The organism is Niastella sp. sgz303648, assembly GCF_059587045.1.
This window is the reverse complement of sequence record NZ_JCAPSW010000001.1, coordinates 890716-915879: the sequence shown is the minus strand read 5'-3', so window position 1 is coordinate 915879 and position 25164 is coordinate 890716. Positions and strand designations below refer to the sequence as shown.

At 44.4% G+C, this 25164-nt stretch carries 16 protein-coding genes; 5 read left to right on the top strand and 11 right to left on the bottom strand.

The window, feature by feature from the left end:
- The first annotated feature begins 50 nt into the window (after positions 1–50).
- Together AC59IL_RS03185 and AC59IL_RS03180 are read left to right on the top strand one after the other, a co-directional pair.
- On the top strand, positions 51–1409 hold the full coding sequence (locus AC59IL_RS03185) for an alpha-L-fucosidase (protein WP_496550629.1): 1359 nt from the start codon (positions 51–53) through the stop codon (positions 1407–1409).
- 68 nt (positions 1410–1477) lie between these two features.
- Positions 1478–2860: an alpha-L-fucosidase gene (locus AC59IL_RS03180; protein ID WP_496550628.1), complete on the top strand. Its 1383-nt coding sequence runs from the start codon at positions 1478–1480 to the stop codon at positions 2858–2860.
- A gap of 44 nt (positions 2861–2904) precedes the next feature.
- On the opposite strand, the gene AC59IL_RS03175 is transcribed toward AC59IL_RS03180, so the two are convergent.
- On the bottom strand, positions 2905–4509 hold the full coding sequence (locus AC59IL_RS03175) for an alpha-amylase family glycosyl hydrolase (RefSeq protein WP_496550627.1): 1605 nt from the start codon (positions 4507–4509) through the stop codon (positions 2905–2907).
- Between the two features lie 145 nt (positions 4510–4654).
- Complete coding sequence (locus AC59IL_RS03170; protein ID WP_496550626.1) at positions 4655–5548, bottom strand: diacylglycerol/lipid kinase family protein; 894 nt, start codon at positions 5546–5548, stop codon at positions 4655–4657.
- A 156-nt stretch (positions 5549–5704) separates the two neighbouring features.
- Between AC59IL_RS03170 and surE the strand changes: the two genes are divergently transcribed.
- Entirely contained in the window at positions 5705–6448 is a 744-nt protein-coding gene (surE, locus tag AC59IL_RS03165; RefSeq protein WP_496550625.1) for a 5'/3'-nucleotidase SurE, read from the top strand.
- Positions 6449–6703: 255 nt separating this feature from the next.
- Here surE and AC59IL_RS03160 read toward each other — a convergent pair whose 3' ends face one another.
- Positions 6704–7069 (bottom strand): VOC family protein, encoded by a 366-nt coding sequence (locus AC59IL_RS03160; protein ID WP_496550624.1) that lies wholly within the window; start codon positions 7067–7069, stop codon positions 6704–6706.
- Between the two features lie 49 nt (positions 7070–7118).
- Positions 7119–7709, bottom strand: a complete 591-nt coding sequence (locus AC59IL_RS03155) for a TetR/AcrR family transcriptional regulator (RefSeq protein WP_496550623.1) — start codon at positions 7707–7709, stop codon at positions 7119–7121.
- Positions 7710–8070: 361 nt separating this feature from the next.
- Here AC59IL_RS03155 and AC59IL_RS03150 point away from each other — a divergent pair, with 361 nt between their 5' ends.
- On the top strand, positions 8071–9315 hold the full coding sequence (locus AC59IL_RS03150) for an InlB B-repeat-containing protein (RefSeq protein WP_496550622.1): 1245 nt from the start codon (positions 8071–8073) through the stop codon (positions 9313–9315).
- Between the two features lie 126 nt (positions 9316–9441).
- Here the strand turns inward: AC59IL_RS03150 and AC59IL_RS03145 are convergent, their stop codons facing one another.
- The 3 genes from AC59IL_RS03145 to AC59IL_RS03135 form a co-directional block, all read right to left on the bottom strand.
- Positions 9442–10755, bottom strand: coding sequence for a histidine-type phosphatase (locus AC59IL_RS03145; protein WP_496550621.1), 1314 nt, complete (start codon positions 10753–10755; stop codon positions 9442–9444).
- 222 nt (positions 10756–10977) lie between these two features.
- On the bottom strand, positions 10978–12342 hold the full coding sequence (locus AC59IL_RS03140) for a hypothetical protein (protein ID WP_496550620.1): 1365 nt from the start codon (positions 12340–12342) through the stop codon (positions 10978–10980).
- A 69-nt stretch (positions 12343–12411) separates the two neighbouring features.
- Positions 12412–15228, bottom strand: a complete 2817-nt coding sequence (locus AC59IL_RS03135) for a TonB-dependent receptor (RefSeq protein ID WP_496550619.1) — start codon at positions 15226–15228, stop codon at positions 12412–12414.
- 504 nt (positions 15229–15732) lie between these two features.
- Here AC59IL_RS03135 and AC59IL_RS03130 point away from each other — a divergent pair.
- The gene (locus AC59IL_RS03130; RefSeq protein ID WP_496550618.1) at positions 15733–17328 is read left to right on the top strand and encodes a tetratricopeptide repeat protein; all 1596 of its coding nucleotides are present in this window, start codon (positions 15733–15735) and stop codon (positions 17326–17328) included.
- 97 nt (positions 17329–17425) lie between these two features.
- Here AC59IL_RS03130 and AC59IL_RS03125 read toward each other — a convergent pair whose 3' ends face one another.
- The 4 genes from AC59IL_RS03125 to AC59IL_RS03110 form a co-directional block, all read right to left on the bottom strand.
- Positions 17426–18079: an HD domain-containing protein gene (locus tag AC59IL_RS03125; RefSeq protein ID WP_496550617.1), complete on the bottom strand. Its 654-nt coding sequence runs from the start codon at positions 18077–18079 to the stop codon at positions 17426–17428.
- A 53-nt stretch (positions 18080–18132) separates the two neighbouring features.
- On the bottom strand, positions 18133–18723 hold the full coding sequence (locus tag AC59IL_RS03120) for an RNA polymerase sigma factor (protein WP_496550616.1): 591 nt from the start codon (positions 18721–18723) through the stop codon (positions 18133–18135).
- A gap of 798 nt (positions 18724–19521) precedes the next feature.
- Positions 19522–21129: a SusD/RagB family nutrient-binding outer membrane lipoprotein gene (locus AC59IL_RS03115; RefSeq protein ID WP_496550615.1), complete on the bottom strand. Its 1608-nt coding sequence runs from the start codon at positions 21127–21129 to the stop codon at positions 19522–19524.
- An 18-nt stretch (positions 21130–21147) separates the two neighbouring features.
- A complete protein-coding gene (locus AC59IL_RS03110; protein ID WP_496550614.1) occupies positions 21148–24480 on the bottom strand; it encodes a SusC/RagA family TonB-linked outer membrane protein in 3333 nt (1110 codons plus the stop codon).
- Positions 24481–25164: the final 684 nt, after the last annotated feature.

The window sequence follows — 25164 nt, the reverse complement described above, 5'->3', positions numbered from 1 at the left end:
TACTACATAAATTCGAATTTGAAGGCACTCTATAATATAAAACAACATCAATGAATAAAGCAAAGAAGATTTCCGTTTTTATTCTTTCTCTTGTAATGCTTCAATCTGTACAGGCACAAAAGAAAATAGGCAATGAAACGCGTGAACAAAAAGCAAAGCGCATGGCATGGTGGACGAACGACCGTTTCGGTATGTTTATTCACTGGGGATTATATGCCCAGCCTGCCCGCCATGAATGGGTGAAACGCTGGGAGCGTATGAGCAACGAGCAATATCAGCCGTATTTCGATATGTTTAATCCCGATATGTTCGATCCGAAAACATGGGCTAAACAGGCGAAGGCAGCCGGTATGAAATATGCCGTTTTAACTACCAAACACCACGAAGGCTTTTGTTTGTTCGATTCAAAATATACCGATTATAAAGCCACCAATACAAAAGCCAAACGCGACCTGGTAAAAGAGTATGTAGATGCTTTCAGGGCCGAAGGCATTAAGATCGGTTTTTATTATTCATTGATCGACTGGCACCATCCTGACTTTACGGTAGATGGCGTGCATCCCCTGCAGCCGAAGAGTGAAGCCGATTCAGACTATGCGAAAATCAATAAAGGCCGTGACTGGAATAAGTATAAAGCATACCTGCATAACCAGATCAGAGAGTTGCTTACCAATTACGGAAAGATAGATATCCTTTGGCTCGATTTTTCATATCCCAATCCCAACGGACATGGTAAAGGCAAAAACGACTGGGGATCTGTAGAGCTTTTGAAAATGATACGGCAGTTGCAGCCCGGTATTATCGTCGACAACCGGCTCGACCTCGAAGAATATGAAGATGGCGCTGATTTTGCAACGCCCGAACAGGTGAAGCCATCCGAACTGCAAAGTGAATATGGTGGTTTGCCATTTGAAACCTGTCAAACTTTTTCCGGATCGTGGGGATATTTCCGTGATGAAAACAGCTGGAAGTCGAACCATGAGCTGCTTACGCTGCTGATCACTGCCGTAAGCAAAAGCGGAAATCTCATCTTAAATGTTGGCCCCACGGCCAGAGGGTATTTCGATTATCGCGCCGTGCGTGCTTTGGATAGTATGGGCATGTGGATGAAGTATAACAACCAGTCGATCTATGGCTGCAAACAGGCCCCGGCAGAATTTAAAGCACCTGAAAATACATTGCTGACCTATAATGCCATTACAAAAAAATTGTATCTGCACATTATGCAATACAATCAGGCAGGTATTACATTACCTGGTTACAAAGGCAAAATAAAATACGCCCAGTTTTTGCACGACAATTCAGAAATTAAATATCAGCCGGCCGGTGATAATTCATCCGACCTGTTGATTAAATTGCCACAGAAACCGAATATCGAGATACCGGTTATTGAATTGACGTTATTGTAACTAATAAGCGTGCCACGGTTGTCCTGAGCGAAGTCGAAGGGGCCGTGGCAAGCTTTCAATCATAAAGCATGAAGCAATTATTAACTGCCTTTCTTTTTTTTACCTGTAGCATCCTTTGCGCGCAATACCAGCCACCCAAAGATTCGCTGGTAATTAAAAAACTGGCCGAATGGCAGGATCAGAAATTCGGACTATTTATGCATTGGGGACCTTACAGTCAGTGGGGAGTAGCCGAAAGCTGGACGATTTGTCCGGATGACTGGGTAGTGCGCACAGGTCCTTATTCAAATAATTATTTCGAATATAAAAAAGCATATGAAAATCTGCCTGCAACATTCAACCCGGTAGCTTTCAATCCTGAAAAATGGGTAAAAGCTGCAAAAGCGGCCGGCATGCGTTATGTGGTATTCACTACCAAACACCACGATGGCTTTTGCATGTTCGATACCAAAGAAACGGATTATAAAATCACCGGTAAACAAACTGCTTTTGCCGGCAACCCCAACAGCAACGTATCAAAAGTCATCTTTAATGCATTTCGCACGGCAGGATTTATGACCGGCGCGTATTTTTCAAAACCCGACTGGCATAGCGAATACTTCTGGTGGCCTTATTTTCCGCCAAAAGATCACAATGTAAACTACAGTACCACCAAATACTCCGAGCGCTGGAAAATGTTCCAGGACTTTACGTACAATCAGATCGAAGAACTGATGACCGGATATGGCGCCATAGATATTTTATGGCTCGATGGTGGATGGGTGCGTCCATCGCAAAAAGAAAATGATCCTTTTAACATGGATATAAATATGCCACGCATAGCTGCCATGGCAAGGAGTCATCAGCCGGGATTGATTGTGGTAGATCGCACCGTAACCGGAGAATTTGAAAACTATACCACGCCCGAACAGGAAGTACCTGAAAAGCCGTTGCCGTACCCCTGGGAAACCTGTATGACCATGGGCACCAGCTGGAGCTTTAGTAAAAATGATCAATACAAAAGCGCGCATCATTTACTTGAGTTGCTTGTAAAGATTGTATCACGCGGTGGTAACTTTTTGTTGAATGTGGGACCCGATGGAACTGGCGACTGGGACCCGGTAGTTTACCAGCGGTTACAGGAAATAGGAGCATGGATGACTTTCAACGGTGAAGGAATTTATGCATCGCGGCCCATAGCGCCTTATTCTTCTAACAATATATATTATACGCAGTCGAAAAACGGAAAGAAAATATATGCTTTTTGGCTATCTGAAAAAGATACGGTTGAATTACCGGCTGCTATTCAGATACCGTTGACAGTACCGGATAAATTAAAGAACGTTACATTGGCTGGCACACAAAAAGCAAAAATTAAATGGACATATGCTAATGGCGTAGTTACTATTCAGGTACCCGCTTCCTTGCAACATGCGTTCAGGCACAGCGTCCTGTTCCGGTTCGATTTGTAAAGCCGTGCCACGGTTTGAATTATAGCCGTGCCACGGTTTGTGATTTACAATTCTTCCAAACGCACCACAATACCTTCATCGCCGCCTAAACAGATGGTTCCATTTATTTTAGTTCCTTCAAGATCGGCATGCGTGGCTATTTCAATAGTTCCATTTACGGAAAGATTTTCGGGATCGAAATAACAGGTGCTGTGACTCAAATTCAACACCACCAGCAAATGCTGATCGTCGTATTCCCTGATAAATGAAAATAGTTTAACATCGGCAAAAACCGGTCTGTAATTCCCCATCGTAAGGGCCGGTTCTTTTTGCCGGTAATCGATCAGGTGTTTGTACAAATGCAGCATGGCATCTTCCTCATTTTTTTGTACCTGCACGTTTACCTTCTTATAATTCCTGGCTACACGCAGCCATGGTTTTGTATTGGTAAAACCGGCGTTTTTACTGCTATCCCATTGCATGGGTGTTCGGGCCGGATCGCGGCTGAGGTTTTTACCCGGCATATTCAATCCCTGCGGGTCCTGCACTTCATTTGGCGGAATGGGTACATCCTGCATGCCTGTTTCATCGCCGTAATAAATGGTGGGCGTGCCGCGCAGGGTTAACAGCATCATTGCGGCTACACGTGCCTGTTCAATTCCAACCCTGCTGGCGATGCGGGGATTGTCGTGGTTGCCCAGCACCCAGTTAGGCCATCCGCTGGCGGGCAGAGCGCCTTCGTATTCATCTACTGCTCTTGAAATTTGTGCGGCATCCCAGGGTAAAGTGATCAGTTGAAAATTAAACGGAAGATGGGCGCCGTCGTTATCGGTACCATAATATACAATCAGTCTTTCGATGGGTAAATATATTTCGCCTATGATCACCCGTTCATCATAGCCGTCGGTAAGTTTGCGCATTTTTTGAACAATATCATGTACTTCGGGCTGATCGGTTGAGAATACAGGCAACAATTTATTATAATCTGCCATGTGCTTTTCGTAATGTGGATTGAGCGGGTTATCGCGCAGTTGTTCATCTTTGATCATATGCCACATTACATCAACCCGAAAGCCATCAACCCCTTTATCTAACCAGAACCGCAATACATCGAGCATGGCCTTTTGTACTTCGGGATTTCGCCAGTTCAGATCGGGCTGCTCTTTCAAAAAAGCATGATAATAATATTGGCCTGTTCGTTCATCCCATTCCCAGGCCGAACCACCAAAAACAGATAACCAGTTATTGGGTGTGTTTCCATTTTCACCGGCATCCTGCCATAAATACCAGTTGCGTTTGGGATTATCTTTTGAGGAACGGGATTCTAAAAACCACGGATGCTGGTGCGAGCTGTGATTGGGCACAAAGTCAAGAATGAGTTTCATATCGCGATCATGTACCGCTTTCAGTAATTCATCAAAATCATCCATGTTGCCAAATAAAGAATGAATGCCGGTGTAGTCGGCCACATCATATCCAAAATCGGCCATGGGAGAGGGATAGATCGGTGATATCCATACTGCTTTAATGCCCAGCCATTGCAGGTAATCGAGCCGTTCTATAATTCCTTTCAGGTCGCCGATGCCATCGTCATTGCTATCCTGAAACGAACGCGGATAGATCTGGTAAAAAACACCGGTCTGCCACCAGTGATATTTAATTGTTTCCATGATAAAATATGTTTACAAGGAACAAGGTAAAAGGCGCAAGTAAGGCACAAGGTACAAGGCTCAGGGACTTCAACGTTGAACAGGCTGTGTTAATTATAGCGACCGAATTTTAAGACTTGTGCCTTGTATCCTGAGCCTTGTGCCCTTAAATTAAAAAAACCAATGCATCTTTTATGATCTTCACATGCACGGGCGCCTGTTCGGGCAGGGTAAGCACTTCATCGTCTACATGTACATGGGTGCCTTTCCATTTTATTTGCACGTCTTCTGCTTTAATTGTTATAAAAGAAAAAACCATTTCGGCATCATTGAGCTTGCTATTGATATAAGCGGCAAATTTTTCCTGGTCTTCACCGGGTATCAATACCACTTCAAAGGTGCCGTCGCCGGGATGGCCATTGGGCGATAAAAACAAATTAGGCCCGATGAACCGGGTATTCATGATCTCGGCCATCAGAAACACGCCGGAGTGATCTTCGCCGTCGATGATCAGTTCGCATGGATGAGGCTTATAGGTTTGCGAAATATCGTGCATGAGTTGTAAGGCTTCTTTCATCTTCTGATCTTTGTCGTCAATGTCGTTTTTGCCCTGTTTCTCCATTTGTTTCATCAGGTAAGGGAACAAACCGTATCCAAAACTTTCAATAAAGAAATCCGGTTCTTTGGTGCCCATTATTTCACCCACATCAATAAAGGTAGTTTGGCCCAAACTCCACGAGCGAATAATATCAACCGGTTCTCCCCGTATGTTTAACGATTCTGCAATATTGTTAGCTGTGCCAAGCGGTAATATCGCAACAGGACGGCGTTTGGTAGCATTCTCTTTTTTCAGCAGTTCCGAAACAACCTTTTTTACGGTGCCGTCTCCACCCGCAATAACAATAAAATCGGCCTGCGGGTTTATATTTTGCCATTCTTCTCCTTCTGTAGAACAATATCTACACACGTAGCCGGCGGCTTCCAGCAACTTTATCAAAGCCTGTTGGGAATGCCCTTCGTCGCCGGCACCGGGATTATGTATTAACTGAATTGTTTTCATGCTTTACCTGAATGCTACTTATAAAACTATACCATGCCCTTTGTTTGAAGTTTGTGGTTTGAAGTTTGTGGTTCTTTTGTAGCTGTCAACCCGCCTGGTGGCATGGCAGGCTGCCTGCTATACTTATGTTGGCATGAAAATATAAAGCATAACAGTATGAGAATTCTTATTACCAATGATGATGGCATTTATAGTCCGGGTATTGCCGCCCTGGCTAAAATTGCCAGCCGGTTTGGTCATGTTACCGTTATTGCGCCCGATGTTGAGCAAAGTTCCATGGGGCATGCGGTAACTCACTCACGACCTTTGTCGTTAAAAAAATCGCCCATTAATTTCGAGGGTATTGAAGCATTCAGGGTGAATGGCACACCGGCCGATTGTGTGGCCCTGGGCACGCACTTATATGCAACCACCGATATTGTTTTATCGGGCATAAATATGGGGCCGAACCTCGGAAATTCAATGTGGCATTCCGGCACACTGGCCGGCGCCAAGCAGGCTGTTTTATTAGGTATCAGAGGCATTGCTTTGAGCACACCGGTAGGTAAAACCGAACCTGATTTTGAATTGTTAGCTCCCTATGTTGAAAAAACGCTGAGCATATTATTTGAGAATAAAGAATTGGGTTTATACAACGTGAACTTTCCGCAACAACCTAAAGGCATTCAATGGACGCGACAATCGGTGCGTTTGTATGATGGTAAAATTGTTCCGGGCGTTGATCCTATGGGCCGAAAGCATTACTGGTTCACTGTTTCGCCGCTTGAACCGGCCGAGCAGGGAACTGATCGCTGGGCAGTGGAAAACGATTATGTTTCCATTACCCCGCTGCGTCTCGATTTAACTGATGAACAGCAATTGCGAAAGGTGCAACAGCGGCAGCCCGAGTTAAGCCCATAGAAGCAGGTTGCAGGTTGCAAGTTACAGGTTACAGGTTACAGGTTGCAGGGCTAAGGGGCAAAGTTTAATAAGCTTTGATCGAATTTCAAGGCCTTGTAACCTGTACCTTGAAACCTGTAACTTTTCAGGTTACAGGTTACAGGTTACAGGTTACAGGGCTAAGAGGGCAAATCGTAATAAACAATGATCGAATTTCAAGACCTTGTAACCTGTACCTTGAAACCTGTAACTTATACTTTGTGGTAGGTTGTAACTTTACATAGTACTTACTTCCATTAATAGATTCCCCGGGGCATGAAAATAAAATCCAAATACACCCCGCAAATTGCGTGGTTCCTGATCAAGGGTTATTCCATCGTTTTTTAAGTTATGCCATATGGTATGCACCTGCTCCTCGCTGTTTACCAGAAATCCCATATGAAATGCATCGGGATACTGGTCGTTGCCATTGCGGTTAAAGGAGGCCGACATAAGCGTTAACACAAAGCCGTTTTCGCCATGTAAAACCACCAGCATATCGTTGCCTTTTACATCAGTACAGGTGAAATTAAAATGTTTTTCAAAAAATGCACGGGCCTGCGCTACATTGTCAACAGGCAGGTTAAGATGATTGAGTTGCATAGTATCCGGTTTTATAAAAGAACAATTGTTCTTTATTTAAGTAAAAAAATTATGGTGTTAAAGAGAGCAGCACGCGGCTGAATACCTGGTTGATTTGCTTTTGGGTTAATACATATTTTTTCCCGGTTACGCTTTTTTGTTGCCGGTGAAATTTAAGCAGCTGAAAAAAGGGCGCATAGGCCAGCGACCAGTACACTTCGAGCGGAAATTTGATCAGCTGCTTATTTTTGATGGCCCTGTTATAAAACTTTTCCATCGTTTTGGTAAAATGCTTTCCCTGTTGTTGCATTACCTTTTCATAAACAGGTGAGCTCCGTATCTGTTCGGCAAAGTCAACATGTAGTGGATACTTCGTATAATATTTCAACCTGTTCTTCCACTGCAGTTTCAATCCTTCCGCAAAATCCATATCGGCACTGAACCCTTCGAGTAATACCTGCTCCATTTTCTTTACCACGTCGAGGTAAACCTGTATGATCAGGTCTTCGCGGTTTTTAAAGTTCAGATAAATGGTATTCACCGAAATGCCGGCAGCATCGGCCAGCTTGTGCATACTGAACCCATCGAGACCTTCCTTTACAACGATCTCCATTGTTTTTTGCCGTATCAGCAATTCTTTATTGGCATCTTTCGTGCGCATGATGCTGCAAATATAAAAGAATGAATGTTCTTTTATGGATTTATTTTTAAGGTGAGTTGCTGCTGCGCTGAATTGTGTTTCTTGTTTATAGGTTATTGTTTATGGTTGCCGCCGCGATTTGGAAATTCATTAGCAAAACCACACACCTTAAAAATGCGACAGGAACAAAATCGCAGAGTATGTTTCACCTAAAGAACCACAAACCTCAAACTTCAAACCTTTTTGCCGTTGACTGATGAAATTGTGCCGTTTGCTGAAACTACCTTAGCCCGATACATTAAAATATTGGTGATATATACAATTATTGCCTGTATAATACGTTTGGGTGTTTTGGCTTATTTATAAAGCAGAAACTTCATCTATGAAAAGGTCATGGTCTTTAGTATTGATAGTATATATTACGTTGACTGCCTGTCAGAAATCATCTGATCCGCAGAACGATACTACCCAAACAACCACCCAAACCCAGTCAGACAGTGCTACGGTAACTGTAGTAAACGGATATGGAAGCGGTAAGTACAAAATTGGCGATACGGTTCATATCTGGAGCAATGCAATACCCGATAACTATGTGTTTGATCAGTGGACGGGTTACAGCAACCTGTTACAGAACAGCGGCGAATGGCATAACCTGTTTATTATGCCGGCGCAAAATGTTACGGTAACCGCCACGCAAAAAGCGATCACCGCGTTTTCATTGAAATACGAAAAGATCAAAGGCGCCAATATATTGAAGAATGTATACTATTATTTTCCTGCCACGCAAAAAGGTGTAGTATATCTGTTACATGGCAGCGGCGGTAGTGCGCTTAACCTTGTAACCAATGCCGAGTGGATACAAATGATAAAAGACCTGGTTACTGCCAATTATGCAATTGTTGTAACTGAAGCCGAAGAAGTATCATTGAATACCGATATAAATGGTAATGGCAGTTTACAATGGAAGTATGCGCCGCTCGACAGCACCAGCAATGTTGATTATGCTAATATCAAAGCCATTCGCGATACCTTTTATACGCGCGGATACACCAATGCTTCGGTACCCTTGTTCTCAATCGGTATGAGCAACGGAGGCGCCTTCTCCTGTTCGTTATCGTGGTTATATAGATTCAAATCGGGCATTTCGTATTGTGCGCAGGGGCTTAAAACCATTTTCGATGTATCTACCGTTCCTTTTCAGTTTTGCATGGCCAAATACGACGACCGGGAAGAAGTAGGTCCAACGGGCAATGCAACGGCTTTAACCTATTCGCAGCAACTGATCAGCAGGGGGCTGTGCAGTAAATATTTTCTGCAGGATAAATCGCCGGCATATCCTGAACGATTTGCCCGAATATCAGGTATCAGTATTGCCACTTCAACGGCCTTGTATAATGAACTGAAGAACAATAACTGGCTGGATGCAAAAAAATATCTGAAATCGGCCTCTGACAGCATAGCAACCATTTATGCAGCCAGTCCGTCGTTGTATCCAACGTTCAATAGTTTGAACGCGCTGCAACAATATTATGTGAACTGCCAGATCGATAATATGTTTGCGGGGCATCAGTTCTATAGCGATCTTAATAAAACGACTATAAAGTTTTTTGAAACAGGATGTCAGTAGAAGTTGCAGGTTTCAAGGTACAGGTTACAAGGTCTTGAAATTTAATCTACGTTTATTATAACTTGCCCTCTTAGCCTTGTAACCTGTAACCTGTAACCTGCAACATGCAACCTGAATCTTGTGCTTTTACTTTAATTCCACAAGATATCTGCGCATATCCTCATTCACACCCGTGTGCAGCTGTTGTAACTTTTGCAGGTAATAATTCTTTACATCATCCCATTTATAATAAGGCCAGGTGGTGGTGGCAATGGGCAGCGATGTTTCTTTTTCATTGAGTAATACTTTCAGGAGATAGCTTGAACCATTTGAATAAACAACCCATTGAATATTGGCGCTTAAAGGTATAATGGCTCCGGCCGACCAGCTGCGGTTATATTGATAAACAGAAGCAGCAGGTGCGCTTGCCTGTGGTATACCCAGCAGAGTAGCGAATGGCGAAATGGCTTCGGCATGCGTAAAGCGCAATATGGCATCTGTTTGTTTGTGGTTGCCGATAACGTCGGTAGTGGTCTTTATAAAATCGGTTAACAGGGGAGTGGCTACCTGCACCTGAATGCCCAATGTGTCGGTGCCGGCTCCTTTTTGCAGAAAATCTTCCGCGCCGTTTATAAAACAAAACCATTGCAGTTGCGCAGGTGTAAATGCAATACCAAAGTCGATACTGTTTTTTGCATATCCCTTCCTTTTCATTTCAACAGGTATCGCCTGCTGACCGCCATACAAGTCGTATAAATTGATAACGAACGACGTTTCATCTGTTTTAAAATGGCCGGTAAAGATGTGGGAACATATATCGCGTACCGCTTTTTTTGTTTTGGGATCGTTATGCAATGAGTCGACCGGCAATTGTATCGCTGCGCTTTTTTTGTAAGCCTGGTAGGCGGGCGACAGATCGTAAAAACGCAAAGTTACATCGGCTGTATCGGGTACAATATGTACTTCTTTGGCGCCGGTGTAGGCTGTAAAAGCCTGCAGCAGGGCTTCGGCGCTTTGTTGTGTTCTTACTTTGTGTGTGGCAATTACTTCAAGTCCTTTGCCTTTAAAAGCCGTGGGGTAGTTATTGTATAATCTTTTGCCAATACCGGTTTGCTCTTCTTTGCCCAGCCCGGTAATATTTTCGTAATTGTTTTTTTGTATGCTGATGAACCGTTGGGTCATGGCCAGCAACTGCCTGCCCAATGCCGTTAATGCGTGATCTTTTTCGGCCTGCGTTAATACCTGCAGCACTTCTTCATCACTGCCGGCTTTGGTCAAAAAACGCGCCCCGTGCCGCCCCACGTAATTTACAAATACGGGCGCAAAGCCATCGGGTGCGGGCGTATATTGCTGCAGAGGAGTTTGATACGGTGTTTTGGTGCCTGCATACAACGGCTTCTGCTGGGCGGTTACATATATACCAACGTGTAAAATGATACCAATGAATGAAAATCGTAGCATGTTGTTCTTCTCAATTTATTAATCCCGTAGGGATAAGATGTTGGTAGAAAAATAGAAATGTTTTCATAATGTCCCGTCAGGGACGAGACCTCCTTCTCAGATTTCGTCCCTGACGGGACGGTTTCAAATGCCGTATTTTTTATCTACCTACATTTTGTCCCAGACGGGATGATTTTATATATGTTTTTTGCCTATCTGCGATTTGTCTTTAAGGGGATTGTCTTATTTATACGTCAAACTCGATGCATAATGCAAATTACCCGAACCGTCAGATTGATAAGCGCCCATGTCAACGCCGGGGCCTTGTATAGTTGCTCCGTATAACCCTCCCTGTGGCACTTTTTTTAATGGCTGAAACACATCGGCATTGGCTTTTTTAAGCGCGGGTGAACCGGGCAACAAACCAAAGTTATAGCTCATGGCTGTAACGATGGCAACCGGCATGGCCGAAATATCCATAGGGATGGGAGCGGTTGTATAATCGAACTGGTCAATATCATATAGTGCAAATTGCGGATTGTTCGATTTGGGTGTAGTGCTGCGTATATCGGCATCCTTTGTCTTTGCAACGCCATCCGATGCATTAAATTGGTTGATCAGGCGCTGATCGTTGGCATAATAAAACTGGTTGTTGTAGCTGATGTTGGGCGTATCGGCATCTGCGGTTATGCGTAATCCAAAGCGGCAGTTAATGATGATGTTATTGTATGCTTTTCCCCGTGCACCTTTTTCGAAGTTGATAGACCCGCCACGGCCCGATTTTACCTGACGTAAACCACAATTCAGCATGGTATTGTTATAAACATTTACATTGGTTTGCACCGGACCTGCCCCGCTGTTCGAAACTTTAAATGCGTTGGTGGCTGCGCCGATAGCAAGGTTGTAAGCGACATCGCCCACAGTTCCGTTTTTTAAATTCAGCGCCTCGCCGCCTGCTTTGCCGCACACTTCAAATGTATTGCGCATGATGCTGATTTTGCCATGTAGTATCCGAATGCCGTCATCGGTGCTGCCGTAAACCCATGAGTCTTCTACGATGCAATTGCCATTGGTATTGGTGTACACAACGCTGTAGCGCGGATCGCCGGTTGCATAAACAGCCGGATCAGCAGCTGTACCTGCCGGACCACCGGCAAACTCAATGTGTGTCCATTTAATGATCAGGTCGCCGCTGTTGGGGCCGCATTGAATGCCGCCCCAGAAACCTTTGCCGAAATTTGATGTGTTGCGCTGGTCGTTTGGCACTGTGATGAAGTTGTGATTGGTGGCGGTTCCCAAACTGATGAATGTGCCATTGCAGGTAATCTGCGGTGAAGTAGCTGTGCTTTTGCCATCGCCCAGTGCAATCAGCTTCGAGCCTTCCTGCATCAGCACGGTGTCGCCCTGGTTAATTACAATGTCGGTTTTAAAATAATAGGTTTTGCCGCTTTGCAACGTGCCTTTTATGGTGCCCGACAAGGTATCGGTGGTAATAGTTTGCCCGGCAAATATTTGCGCCTGCGATATATTTACCGATTCATCTTTATGACAGGCACATACAAGCAGCACCGGTATTGATAAAAATGATAGTTGTTTTATAGTGTTCATTGTATTATTATTATTATTATTATTAGATGATTACTATCTGTCTTTTACTTAAGACTTATTGCTTATAACTTACAACTTAAATTTCACGCCCAGCAGGTAGGTGGCTCCGTAAGTGTCTTTGCGCACAAAGACATTTTTGCTCATCTGCTGGTAAGGCTCATCGCCTGCTACGCCGGCGCCGGTATATAGGCGGTGTATCTCTAACTGATAAGGTGTATTGAGTATGTTGTTGATTTTGCTGTAAATAAACCAGCGACGGGCAACTCTTTTTTCAATAGAGAAATCCATTTGTGCAAAGCCTTTCTGCCAGATGTCGTTATCGAGGAACTGCGATACGGTGTTGATCCTTTTGCCGGTGTAGGTAAATGCAAGTTGGGCATTAATACCGGTTTTGTTATCGTCTTTCACCAGCAGCGACAGGTTTACAATATGCTTCGATTGTCCCTGCAATGGTCTTGTTTGATTTACGTGGTCGGTGGTCAGTGTGTTGCCATCGCGATAGCGTTTTACTTTGCTGGTGGTGATCTTTGAATCGGTGAAAGTATAATTCACTTTTATGCCAAACCAGCGCAGGTATTTGGTTACATCCAGCTCAAAGCCATAATTGGTGGCTGTACCAAAATTGTCGGGAACATAATAGGTAAAGGTACCCGTGTCGGCCAGCGAATATTCAATAGGGTTTTTTATCTTTTTATAAAATGCACCGGCAAATAACTGATCAAGCCCTTTGGGGAAATATTCGAAGCGCAGATCGAAGTTATCGGCAGTCGTTCTTTTTAAATTCGGATTTCCTTTTTCCTGGTAATCGGCATCTGCATCTCCGTTTGTATGCGGCACCACTTCGTAAAAGTTCGGACGGCTGATGGCTGAATAATACGAAGCACGGATTGCCTGCTTTTTGTTAAGGCTGTATTTGATGTGTGCCGAAGGCAATACATCATAATAGGATATTGTACCGGTTTTTCCTTTTACGGCATCCGATACAAAACTGCCCCAGCTCAGCGCTGTGTTCTCATAGCGGGCGCCACCGGTTACCTGCAGATCCCTGTAATCGATTTTTACCATGCCGTACGCTGCACCTATATTTTCCTTTGCGGTATAGTTCAGGGCATTGTCTGATGTGCCTTCGCCATTGAATACTGTAAAATTATTATGGTTGATATCGCCATCGTATACCTGTATACCGGGGTTGGGACGCAATGCATAATTATCATACTGGCTGTTGCGGGTTTTGTTGCGGTACATACCACCGGCCGACCAGGTGGCATGAATATGACCGATGGTTGTAGTGTATGATAAATTCAGGTATCCGTTTTTGTCTTCATCGGTGTTATGAATGAATTCGCGGTTCGATGTTCCATCGAGGTTAAGCGGCGCATGAACATAAGCGCCTGTTGCGGGATCTTTCGATACACCGGTCACGAGGTTCAGCGTAGCTTCATCGGGCTGGTTGTTGGTAGCCTTCGACCAGGCGGCCGTCCAGTTTACCATAAAGTTTTTGGTGATGGCATGTTCTCCGCTTATAGTCGTATTGGCAATTTGCTGCACGTTGTGCAATGTTCTGTAGCTGTTGCTGATGCGACCGGTGCCAACGCCTGTACGGCCCAACTGCAAATTGGTATCTGAAACAAACCTGAATTCGTTTTTCAGCAGGTTCATAAGCCCTGCATATACAATTATATGGTGGTTACTATTGAAGCGGTAATCGAGCCTTGTATGCAAACCGCTTCTTTGTTGCTGAATGGAATACCGGCGCGACTGAATTTCTGTAACGGCCGCATCACCGCTGTTCATATTGGTTTCGGTACCAAAGAAAACGCTGTTTACGTTGCGATAGTTATTTTGAAAACTGCCGGCAATCATAATACCTAATTTATCATGGAGAAGGCGGCCGCCAATTGAAAGCTGGGCCAGTGATGCCAGCGGACTGCTGAAGTTGCGGCTGCCAGCTGAGAATCTTTCCAGCGAATTGTATTTGGTATTGTATGTGAACGCACTGTTGGGAAAATCATTCATGGTAGCCTGATACGAGGAGCCGTTTTGATAACGGGGCGATCGGTCGGGCGATGAGGAAGATGAAAAGCCAATAAATGGCTGCCAGAAAAGTTTATCGGCATAACCCAGTGCGGCATTGGCTTTTACCGAAAACTGTTCGGGCGCATCTTTCATCACCATATTAATGGCGCCGCCAATGGCATCGCCTTCCATATTCGGCAGCAACGATTTGCTTATTTCGAGGCGATCGAGCAAATCGGCAGGAAATATATCAAGTGGTACATATCTGTTCTTATTATCGGGCGATGGAATTTTAATGCCGTTCACCAGTGTATAGATATAGCGTTTGTCCATACCACGAATGATGGCATATTGTCCTTCGCCATTGGTGCTTCTTTCGAGCGATACGCCGCTCACGCGTTGCGTTACATTGGCTACCGACAAGTCGGGCGATATTTCAATGGAGCGGGCCGATACGGCGTTCTGAATAAGATTGGTTTTGCGGCTGGCCAGTAATGTGGCGGCATCGCTGCCTTTGTCGGTTCTGCCCAACACATTTATTTCGGTGAGTTCACTGGTTTTTGGTTCGAGGGTAACAGCCAGGGCCTGCTTTTTTTCTTCCGTTACCGAAATGATTGTTTCATAAGGTTTATAGCCGATATAATATACACTGATGGTATAGGTTCCGGCAGCCAGTTTTTTTATAACAAAGCTTCCGTTTAAACCCGACATTACATGAATGCCTTTTTCGCCTTTTATGGTAATGGTAGCGCCCGGTAATGACTCGCCGGTTCGCAGATCGGTTACCAGTCCCTGCAGCAGAATTTGCTGCGCGCAGGCTGTTGAAACAAAGCCGGTCAATACAATAAGCAGAAAGAATAGTCGCTTCATAACAGCATTTTTTTAACTACATGCAGGTGTTTGCATGCGGATGCAAAAGTGGGGGAGCGCCTCATATAACAGAACCAGGCAGTGTATACAAAATGATAACAGCGTTACAAACACCGTTAACAACACAGCAACAACGTTAACAACACACTTATAAATTATTGGTTTTCAAATCTTCTGTAAGAACAAAAAACGTCATTATCAAATTATTACTGTAACATGAAGAAAATGTTAAGAACGCTGAATGCTCAACGCTCAAGGCTGAACGCTCAACGCTGAATGCTGAATGCTGAACGCTTAACGCTCAATGCTCAAAGCTCAACGCTCAACGCCGAATGCTTAACGCTGAACTCACAAGGCTTTTTAGGCTTAATAATTACTTAACATTAAACTGCGTTCTTCGCTGAAGGAATTTATTGGTTTTAGCTGGTAACAATTAATCAGAGACATTAAATGTCAAGACTTGTGCCTTGTGCCTTGAGGCTTGTGCCTTACTTTACTGCTTTCATGTTGCTGTGTGTTGCTACGCCGCATGCACAGGAAAATGATCATTCGGAACTGGTATACATGCAACGGCTGAGCAAACAATTCCCTGATTCGGCTTTTGTGTTATTAAAGGAAATGTATGGAAAATCAATCGCCCGCAAAGACCGATTAACTACTGGCGTGTGTTTGCAACAAATGGGACAGATCTGTTACTATCTTGGTAATTACCCACCGTCGCTCGATTATCACAATAAGGCAGATAAAATTTTCAGAGAGGAAAATAGTGCAGAGCACATAGCCCGCAACCTGAACGATATGGGCATTTTGTATTATTACAACCGGCAGTTGCCGCTGGCGCGTAAACAGTATGAAGAAGCGCTATCAATTTATTTCAAAATACATAACAGAGAAGGACTTGCCGCTACTTATGGAAAGTTGGGTCACCTGGCCGAAAAACAAAAACAATACGACAGCGCTTTTTATTTTCAGCGCCTGGCATTGCAGCATTGTAAAAACACCCCGAACCGGCAGGAACTGGCGAAGATTTACGAGAACATGGGCAGCATTTATGAAGACCTGGAGCGGTATGATTCGGCCTGGTATTACTTCAGCAATTCTTTACAACTGTACGATCAACTGAACGATCAGGTAGCAGGCATTGAAGTATTGAATAACCTGGGTGATATTTATCGTAAAACCGGGCGATATGCCGAAGCGATCGCCCAAACGCGCAAAGCATTATTGCGGGCAGAAGCCATCAACGACCTGTATGAAAAAGGAGCGGCGTATCGCGATTTAGGCAGGGCTTATCACCTGTTGCAGCAGAACGACAGTGCTTATTTTTATATGGAGCTTTCGCGTCGTGCCGCTATAGATATTTACTCGGCCGACAACAACCGGCAAACAGCTTTTTTAAGTGTGCTGTTCGATATTGATAAAAAGAATGATGAAATTGTACAGCTCGAAAATGCGCGCAGCATTACCATCATCATCACTATATCTGTAATTATAGTGGTGGTGTTGCTGATTATATTAGGATGGGTGATCATCAGCCGTCAACGATTAAAAATTAAGAACGAACAAATGCTGCATCAGCAAAACCGGCATATTTATGAAACCCAGAAAGAACTGATGGAGTCCGAGCTGGCCAACAAACAATTGCAGGAAGACAGGCTGATGCAGGAGCTGGAAGTGAAAAAGAAAGGGTTAACTACTTACACACTGCACGTAATACAAAAGAACCAATCGCTCGAAGACCTGCGCAATAAGCTGGAAATACTGATCAAAGACGATAAACGCGATCAGAAAAAACAATTGCAGCAGCTGATACATCAGATCAATCAAAACTTTAATCACGATCAGTACTGGAACGAATTCAGGGAAACCTTTGAACAGGTGCACCAGCCCTTTTTTGACAGTCTTAAAAAGCACAGCGATGAACTGACCGGCAACGACCTGCGCATGCTTTCGCTCATCAAACTGAACATGGCTTCGAAAGACATAGCTATTTTATTGGGCATCTCGCAGGACAGTTTGCGGGTATCGCGCTACCGGCTCAAAAAGAAGCTCAATCTGCAACAGGGGGAGAGTTTAACTGGCTTTGTTCAGTCACTATAAAAATAAATATCGAATATTGAATGTCCAATGATAAATTTTGAAGTTGCCTTTACTTCGAAATTCAACATTCATTATTCAATATTCGTTATTCGTTATGTCAGCTTTCTCCTTCCCATTCCTTAAAGAAATGACTAAGATAAGTTTCCATAAACCCGTGGCGTTCTGCTGCCAGCGCTTTGCCGGTGGTAGTATTCATTCTGTCTTTCAGCAATAACAGCTTTTCGTAAAAGTGATTGATGGTAGGGGCTTTGTTGCTCTTATATTCCTCCCTGCTCATAGAAAGGTTGGGAAGTATTGAAGGATCATACAGCGAGCGGTTTTTAAAACCTCCGTAATTAAATGCCCGCGCAATGCCAATGGCGCCGATAGCATCTAACCGGTCGGCATCCTGCACCACATCCAGCTCTTTTGATCTGAATGCCTGCTGATGATTGCCGCCCTTGAAAGAAATATGCGAAATGATATTTTGAACATGGATAATAACCGGTTCATCAACCTGAAGCAAATGCAGCCATTCCCCCGCTTTTTGCGGGCCAATGCTTTCATCGCCATTATGGAACTTTGAATCGGCAATATCGTGTAACAGGGCGCCCAGTTCAACTACAAAAACATCTACTTCTTCGCTGGTCGCAATGTGTTTGGCTGTTTTCCATACCCGGTAAATATGCCACCAGTCGTGCCCGCCTTCGGCATCGACCAGCATTGTTTTTATTTTTTCAACGGTTTGATTGATGATCAGTTCTTTGTTCATATATGATGTAAACCCCAAAAATATGGTGTTGGCGGGTAATATGTAAAAATATTCTATGCAGTGGTTAGTAGAGACGCTACCAGCAGAACAGCCATTGCGTCGTCCATACCGAAGCGGATCTCTTTAAGCGCATGGCTCATTTTCTTTTCAACTGTTTTTACAGATATATTCTTTTGTTCTGCTATCTGTTTATAGGTTAAACCGGCATCGCGGTGAAGGAGAAATATTTCCTGTTCATCGGCGGGCAATGATTGTATGAGTTGTTGGTACAATGCTTCCAGCTCTTTGAACAGCAGGGGATCTTCGGTGAGAATATCTTTTGTAATAAGCGCCAGGCGGTTAAAGAAATTATTATCTGTTTTTTCGGCCCTGATGGCTTTGAATACCTGAAAACGGGTTGCCTGGTGTAACCAGGATTGTAAACATTCTATTTTTACCAGAAGTCTCCTGTTCCATAACGAAATGAACACTTCCTGCACGGCATCCTGCGCCGCTTCTTTTACCTGCAGAATGTTGTGGGCTGAAATGTACAGCGGCTTCCAGTAACGGTTATATATCTCGGCAAAGGCCCATTCATCGTTTTCACGAAGCAATTGCAACAGTTGTTCGTCGGTATTTGAGGTAAGGTTCTGCACGTTGTTCACGGAAAGTTAAGACAAATTTAACCTACATGAAAATGCCACAGGCAGAAAAACGCAGATGGAATATATTAGTTATTTTACGAAAGCGTATGTGCGGTAACGATAAGCTATTGCAGGTTGCAGTTTACACGTTGATGTGGAAAAGAAGTACACTGCTTATTTTATATATGTTTTGTTTTTTTGCTAAACGTACTTTGCTAAAAATCTGCCTGATCTTTTTAGCTCTTAGATTAGCCCTTCGACTCCGCTCAGGGCGCTCAGGGCGCTCAGGGTTCCCGCGCTCCCTTCGACTACGTTCAGGCAAAAAAAGCAAAGGAGCACAAGAGAGAACTCTATGCTCCTTTAACTCTTCTTAACCCTAATTGAACCAAACCCTTAGTCGGAAATCAGCATGACTAAAGCTTATTAGAAAACCTTTTATCTCTTTCTTCTTATAGCTCTTATCTAAAACATAAAGGGTGTCACCAAATGCGCGAAAGACAAACAGTGAACCCTCTTTTTATCTCTTTCTTCTCTTTTAGCTCTTAGCTTAAAAAAGAGAAAAGGGAACAAAAGTGACCTTCTTCAAACACTTTCGCCCCCTTAACCCTTTGCTGCTGCAAAACCGGATTGAAGCCTTCAAATGAACAAAAGCGACCTTCTTCAAACACCTTTGCCATTTGTGCTTCCCGTTCCTGCAGCATTAATAGAAATCTGCAGATCAGCAAAAGAGACTTCCCCTTTAAAACCCTTTTGCCTTTTAACCCTTAGCCCTCTGCAATTGGCGACTTTCTTTACAATATTTTATAGTTGTGCCTTAATCTATTGCTTATCCCACCACAACCTCGTACCACCGTTATCGGGTCCACCGAGTGTAGCCACTGCTCTTTTCACACCCTGCGGATTGGTTAAATATTCATCAGGTGGAATATTGATGCGCCGGATAAATGTGGTGGTAGAGACTTTTCCGCCACTGGTATTTATCACAACAGGAAATAATTTCGGGTAACCTGTTCTGCGAAATTCGCTCCATGCTTCCTGTCCGTCAGGGAACATCGATATCCACTTTTGAGTTATTATTCTTTCCAGCTTTCTGTCAAATGCATCTCCATCATCCCATTTAATAGTAATGGTGCTGAGCCAGGGCGAACCGGTAGTAATATCATTTTCACCGGGGGTGATGGCATTGGGATCGATATAAGGTGCAGGTTGTTTAGTGGCATCATCCAGATAAGTAGCGGCGGCTGGTAAACCATACTGATCGAACGAGGTTTTAATACCGTTCTCATAGTTTTCTTTTAATGAGCCTGCTTTTGCCCATCCGCGTAAGGCTGCTTCTGCCTTCAGGAACCATGCTTCGGCAGCTGTCATCAGCTGAATTTTGCTTGGTAATGTAACAAGGGCCGAATGACCCTGGTAACGGCTTTTGGCATCTATGTTAATACCATTGCGTATGCCTTTGTATCTGCCAACCTGTAAAGAATCTTTAGCAGGCAAAAAGTATTTTGGTAACCGGGGATCATCGTATCCTTTTAACACAGATTCAATAGGAGCGCCCATACGAATATCGCCCCAGGCGTCGCTGATGGTATTCAGCGGGTGAACGGTGGCGCCAATGTTAACATCAAAATCATCGGCCGGGGCGCTTAACAAACCACCTGCATTGGCCAGCGCTGCTTCTCCTTCGGTTTGAGCTTTGGCTGCATCGGCTTTTACAATGCGCAGGGCTAATCTCAGTCGCAGGGTGTTGGCAAACTTCAGCCATTTGGCATAGCTGCCGCCGTAAGCCAGATCGGCTTTGGTAAATATGTCGTTCGATTTGCTATCCTTTAATGGGGTAAGAATAGTAATCGCTTCATTCAGGTCTTTAAAAAAATTATTGTATGCTTCCTGCTGGCTGTCGTAATCGTATCCGCCATCGGAGGCCCTTGCTTTATATTTCGAATACATGATAGGACCGAAAATATCGCTCACGCGGTGCATCGCTTCTACTTTAATGATCTTGGCCATGGCATACAGATCGGGCACTGCGGTTTTGGTTGTTGCTTCCACATTCGAAATGGGACTCATTACACTGCCCACTGTACTTGAGTAAGCCGGGTTCAATGCCCATACATTCCATCCATCTACCAGGTCGTATGTCATGTTATTGCTGTTGCCACGGAATGGGGTAGGTGACATCATGTAACCGCTGTACACATCGCCCATGAGGTTTTGCTGTAATTGCGTTACCCACGCCGGCTGGTATACGTAAATGCTTTTCTGCGCTTCCTGTAACTGGGCTACCACCAGGGCGTAATCGGGCGATAGCTGAGCATTGGTAGCGCCATACGGGTTGCTGTTGTAATCTTCAAAATTTTTGGTGCAGCTGCTGCATAGTACGGCCGCTACCGCTATTGAAGAAAATATTTTTGATATGTTGTTTGTCATTGTTTTTCTTTTTGAGGTCTAAAATGAACATCTGAAACTCAATCCCACGCTACGTGTTGCAGGCAATGAAAACACATCAATGCCCTGCAGCCCGTTTCCGGTGCTCATGCTCAGTTCAGGATCATATGGCGCTTCTTTTTTAATAAAGAAAAGATTGCGTGCTACCAGCGACAACCGGATATCTTTTATGATCTTACTGATTGATGGTACTTTATAGCCAACCGATAATTCACGCAGCCTGATGTTGGTGGCATCGTACATATAGTATTCTGTAATACCTGCACGGCCGCCTACTGTAGAATAGAAAACTTCTGCAGGGATAGCGCCGCTCCATTTGCCGCCGCTTACTTTGGTAGCATTCAACTGCACACCGCCCGCTTTACGGGCATCGGCAGTAACCTTCGATACACCGTATTCATCCAGCACAGCCTGTGTAATGCTCATTACCTTGCCGCCAAAACGGCCATCGATCAATGCAGTGATCACAAAGTTGTTTATATCAACGGTGTTGTACCATCCGGCCAGCAGATCGGGGTTGGGATTGCCGAGGAAACCAAATTCGCCGCCCTGTGGTTTGCCATTATCATCAACCAGAATAGAACCATCCTTTGCGCGTAAAAATGTTTTGCCGTATATATCACCGTAAGAACCTCCTTCACGAATGCGAAGTGAATAGTTGTTTACACCGGCGGTGGTAATTTCATATTGCCCGCCGAGTTCGGGTAACAACTCTACTACTTTGTTTTTATTTCTGGTAAGGTTCAGGTTGCTTGTCCATTTCAGGTTGGTTTTGCGCAATACGTCGTAACCCAGCGCTATTTCAAAGCCTTTGTTTTCTATTTCACCGGCATTAACAAAGAATCGTGATAAGCCGCTGCCCAAAGGAGCGCCGAATTCGAAATACTGGTCTTTGGTATTGGTTTTATACCAGGTAACATCAATTGATAACCGGTTGTGCAACAATTTCCATTCTGTACCTATTTCAATCGAACGGGCATCTTCGGGTTTCAGCCAGGCGCCGAGATAAGGGCCCACCTGAATGGAACCATAATTGCCTGAACTGATGGTATTGGTAGGCAGCGTTGAAAACGCTTCCACATCATTACCTACTTTGGCATAGGAAAACCGTACTTTACCGTAATCAATAAGCGCAGGCAGTTTAACCAGTTCGCTGATGATGGTGTTTAAACCGGCAGAGAAATAAGGATAACCGCTGTTCTTTTTCGGTGTAAAGGCAAGGGTTGATGACCAGTCGTTACGGGCTGTGAGATCGAGATATATCTTTTCATCGAAATCAAAAGTTCCGGTACCGAATATAGACTGCACCTGGCGGCGAAGACCGGTAGGTTGCACCGTTGCGGCAGGCGTAAGGTTCAGGTTACCGAGTGTAAAGATATTCGCAAAGCGAAGATCGCTACCTTTTGAATCGAAGAACTCGCGGTCCTGTTTCTGGTCGTTGATGCTGGTACCGGCGTTATAGCTGAACCCGATTTTATGGGTAATGTTTGTATTACCCGAAACAATTACATCGCCATACAACAGGGTGCGGGTTAAATGATCGTTTGTATATCTTCCGTTAAAGTCGGCCAGCGTTATCTGCGTGCCGGCATAGGCTTTAAACTCGTAGTTATCGTAATTGCGGTTCACGCTACCACGGGCCTGTATGTTTAACCATTTTGTAATGGGATATTTTAAAGTAAGCGAAGCAAACAGGTTGTCTTTTCTGCCTTCGTTTAAGTTGCGGTGAAGGATCCAGTAAGGGTTCTGCTGGTTATCGGCCCCGGTTTGATCTTTATCGTAGTTGATGTTCCACCAGTCCTGCAACATTACATTGCGCTTATTCGACCAGTATTCATATGTTTTATACTGATCAAAATTGAGCCCTCTCGGGAAAAGATATAATCCGGTCAGTGCATTGTAGTACAAACCGGTTGAAGGGCGGTTATTTGTTTTTTGGGTCGAGAACAGGATGTTTCCATCCACACTCAGTTTATCATTGAAGAACTTTGCTGTTTGTCTGAAGTTAAAGGTATGCTGACCCAGCTCGCTGGTTGGCATAATGCCTTTGTTGCTGGTATTGGAATAGGAAAAATACGTTTGTGCCTTATCGTTCCCTGCTGTGAATGCTACCGTATTGATCCAGGTGGTGCCTGTGTTGAAAAAAGATTTCACATGATCGGGGCTTGAACCTTCGGGCCCCCAGCTGTAAATATTATCTTTTTTGGTTTGCAGGTAATCGTACTGCAGTTTGGGATAGTACATGGGTTTCTCCATCGTGAAGCTCGATGAGAAATCAACTTTGGCGGTACCTGATCGGCCCTTTTTAGTAGTGATCATGATTACGCCGTTACCTGCCTGGCTTCCGTATAAAGCAGCTGCAGATGCACCTTTCAGCACGGTCATACTTTCAATGTCTTCGGGATTCAGCGAGCTCAGCACATCGCCACCGTCGCGTCCTACCGCATTGGCGGTACCACCGCTTTCGCCCCATACATTCATTGGCTGTGCCGATGAAAAGTTGGTTAACGGCACACCGTCTATTACATACAGCGGCTGATTTTCACGGGTTGATTTTTGTCCGCGTAATATTACTCTCACTGAACCGCCCAAACCTGATGCACTGGGGTTGATTTGTAAACCGGCAACCTTACCATTGAGGCTGTTGATGGGGTTCATGTTTTTCACAGTGGTGAGATCGGCATTGGTTACTTTTTGCGTACTATAGGTTAAACTTTTTTGACGGCGCTGTATACCCAGTGCGGTTACCACCAGCTCGCCCAGTTGCTGGCTGTTAAGGGCCAGCGAAACCTGAATGTTTTTATCGTCGCCAACCGTTACCTGGCGGGAAGCGTAGCCTACGTAAGAAATGATCAGCACATCGCCTTTATTGGCCTGAATGGTGAACTCTCCGTTGTAATTGGTAGTAACTCCTTTGCCGCTACCTTTTACCTGTACGTTGGCTCCCACAATGGGTTCGCCTTTTTCATCGGTAATTTTACCTTTTATGTCAGCCAATGGGGCCTCGGGCGCACTAACAGCAACCGGGGCTTCGACCATCGTTTTCTTTTTAATTACAATTGTATTTCCCTGCATGGCAAACTCAAATGGCTGGCCAGGCAGGCATTGTTGCAATACCTCTTTTACAGATAAATTTTTAACGTTAATAGTTACCCGCTTCATTCCCTCAAACATCGATTCACTGTACACGATCGATACGCCCGATTGCCGTGATACTTCTTTAATAACTTTTTGTACCGGCACATTTTTGAGCGATAATGTGACAGTTTGCCCGCTGGTACGGGCAGCTGCATGAAGGCAGGTGATAAATAACAGGATAGCAGTTAATTTCATGACCTTTAGCAGTTTGTGCTTGTCGCGGTAATTATGTTCACCGGTATTTTTAGTCCGGCAAACAATAGCCTCGCCTGAGCCGTGACTTAGGCGGACAAGAGCAGTTTTTTGCATACTTTTGCTTTGGTTTAGTGATTGAATAAATGATTCCTCAACAGTTTTGTTTATTATTACTGAACCCCGCCGTTTCGTCTGGACCACGAAGCGGCTTTTTCTTTGTCGTCAATCGTCAATTGTGGATCGTGAATTCGTCTGTTCGTTAATGGCCAATCGTTTATAATTAATATATTTCGTTAAGGTTCCCGCAAAGGCGCCAGGGCGCAAAGCTTTTTCTTAGCGTTCTTAAAGATCGCGAAGCGATCAACTTAGCACCTTTGCGAGAGGTTTTATACGGCGATCCGCCTTCGCTTCCCGATAGCTATCGGGACGGCGGATGAAACAGGAAATAGCAACAGGCGATGGGCATACATGCAGTGCTGCAAAAACCGACTGAAAAGATGAATTCCCGAAGTTGTGCTCCATTACTCAATTGTTATAACCTCGTAACTCCTGTTACTGGTAGCATTGCTGCATCGTGCTTTTCACCTGTTGTCTATTGATCCCGTTTAATACTGAAGTCTGAGGTCTGAAGTCGGAAGTCTGAAGAGTCCGGGGGTTCGATCCGACCTCTGACTTCTGACATCC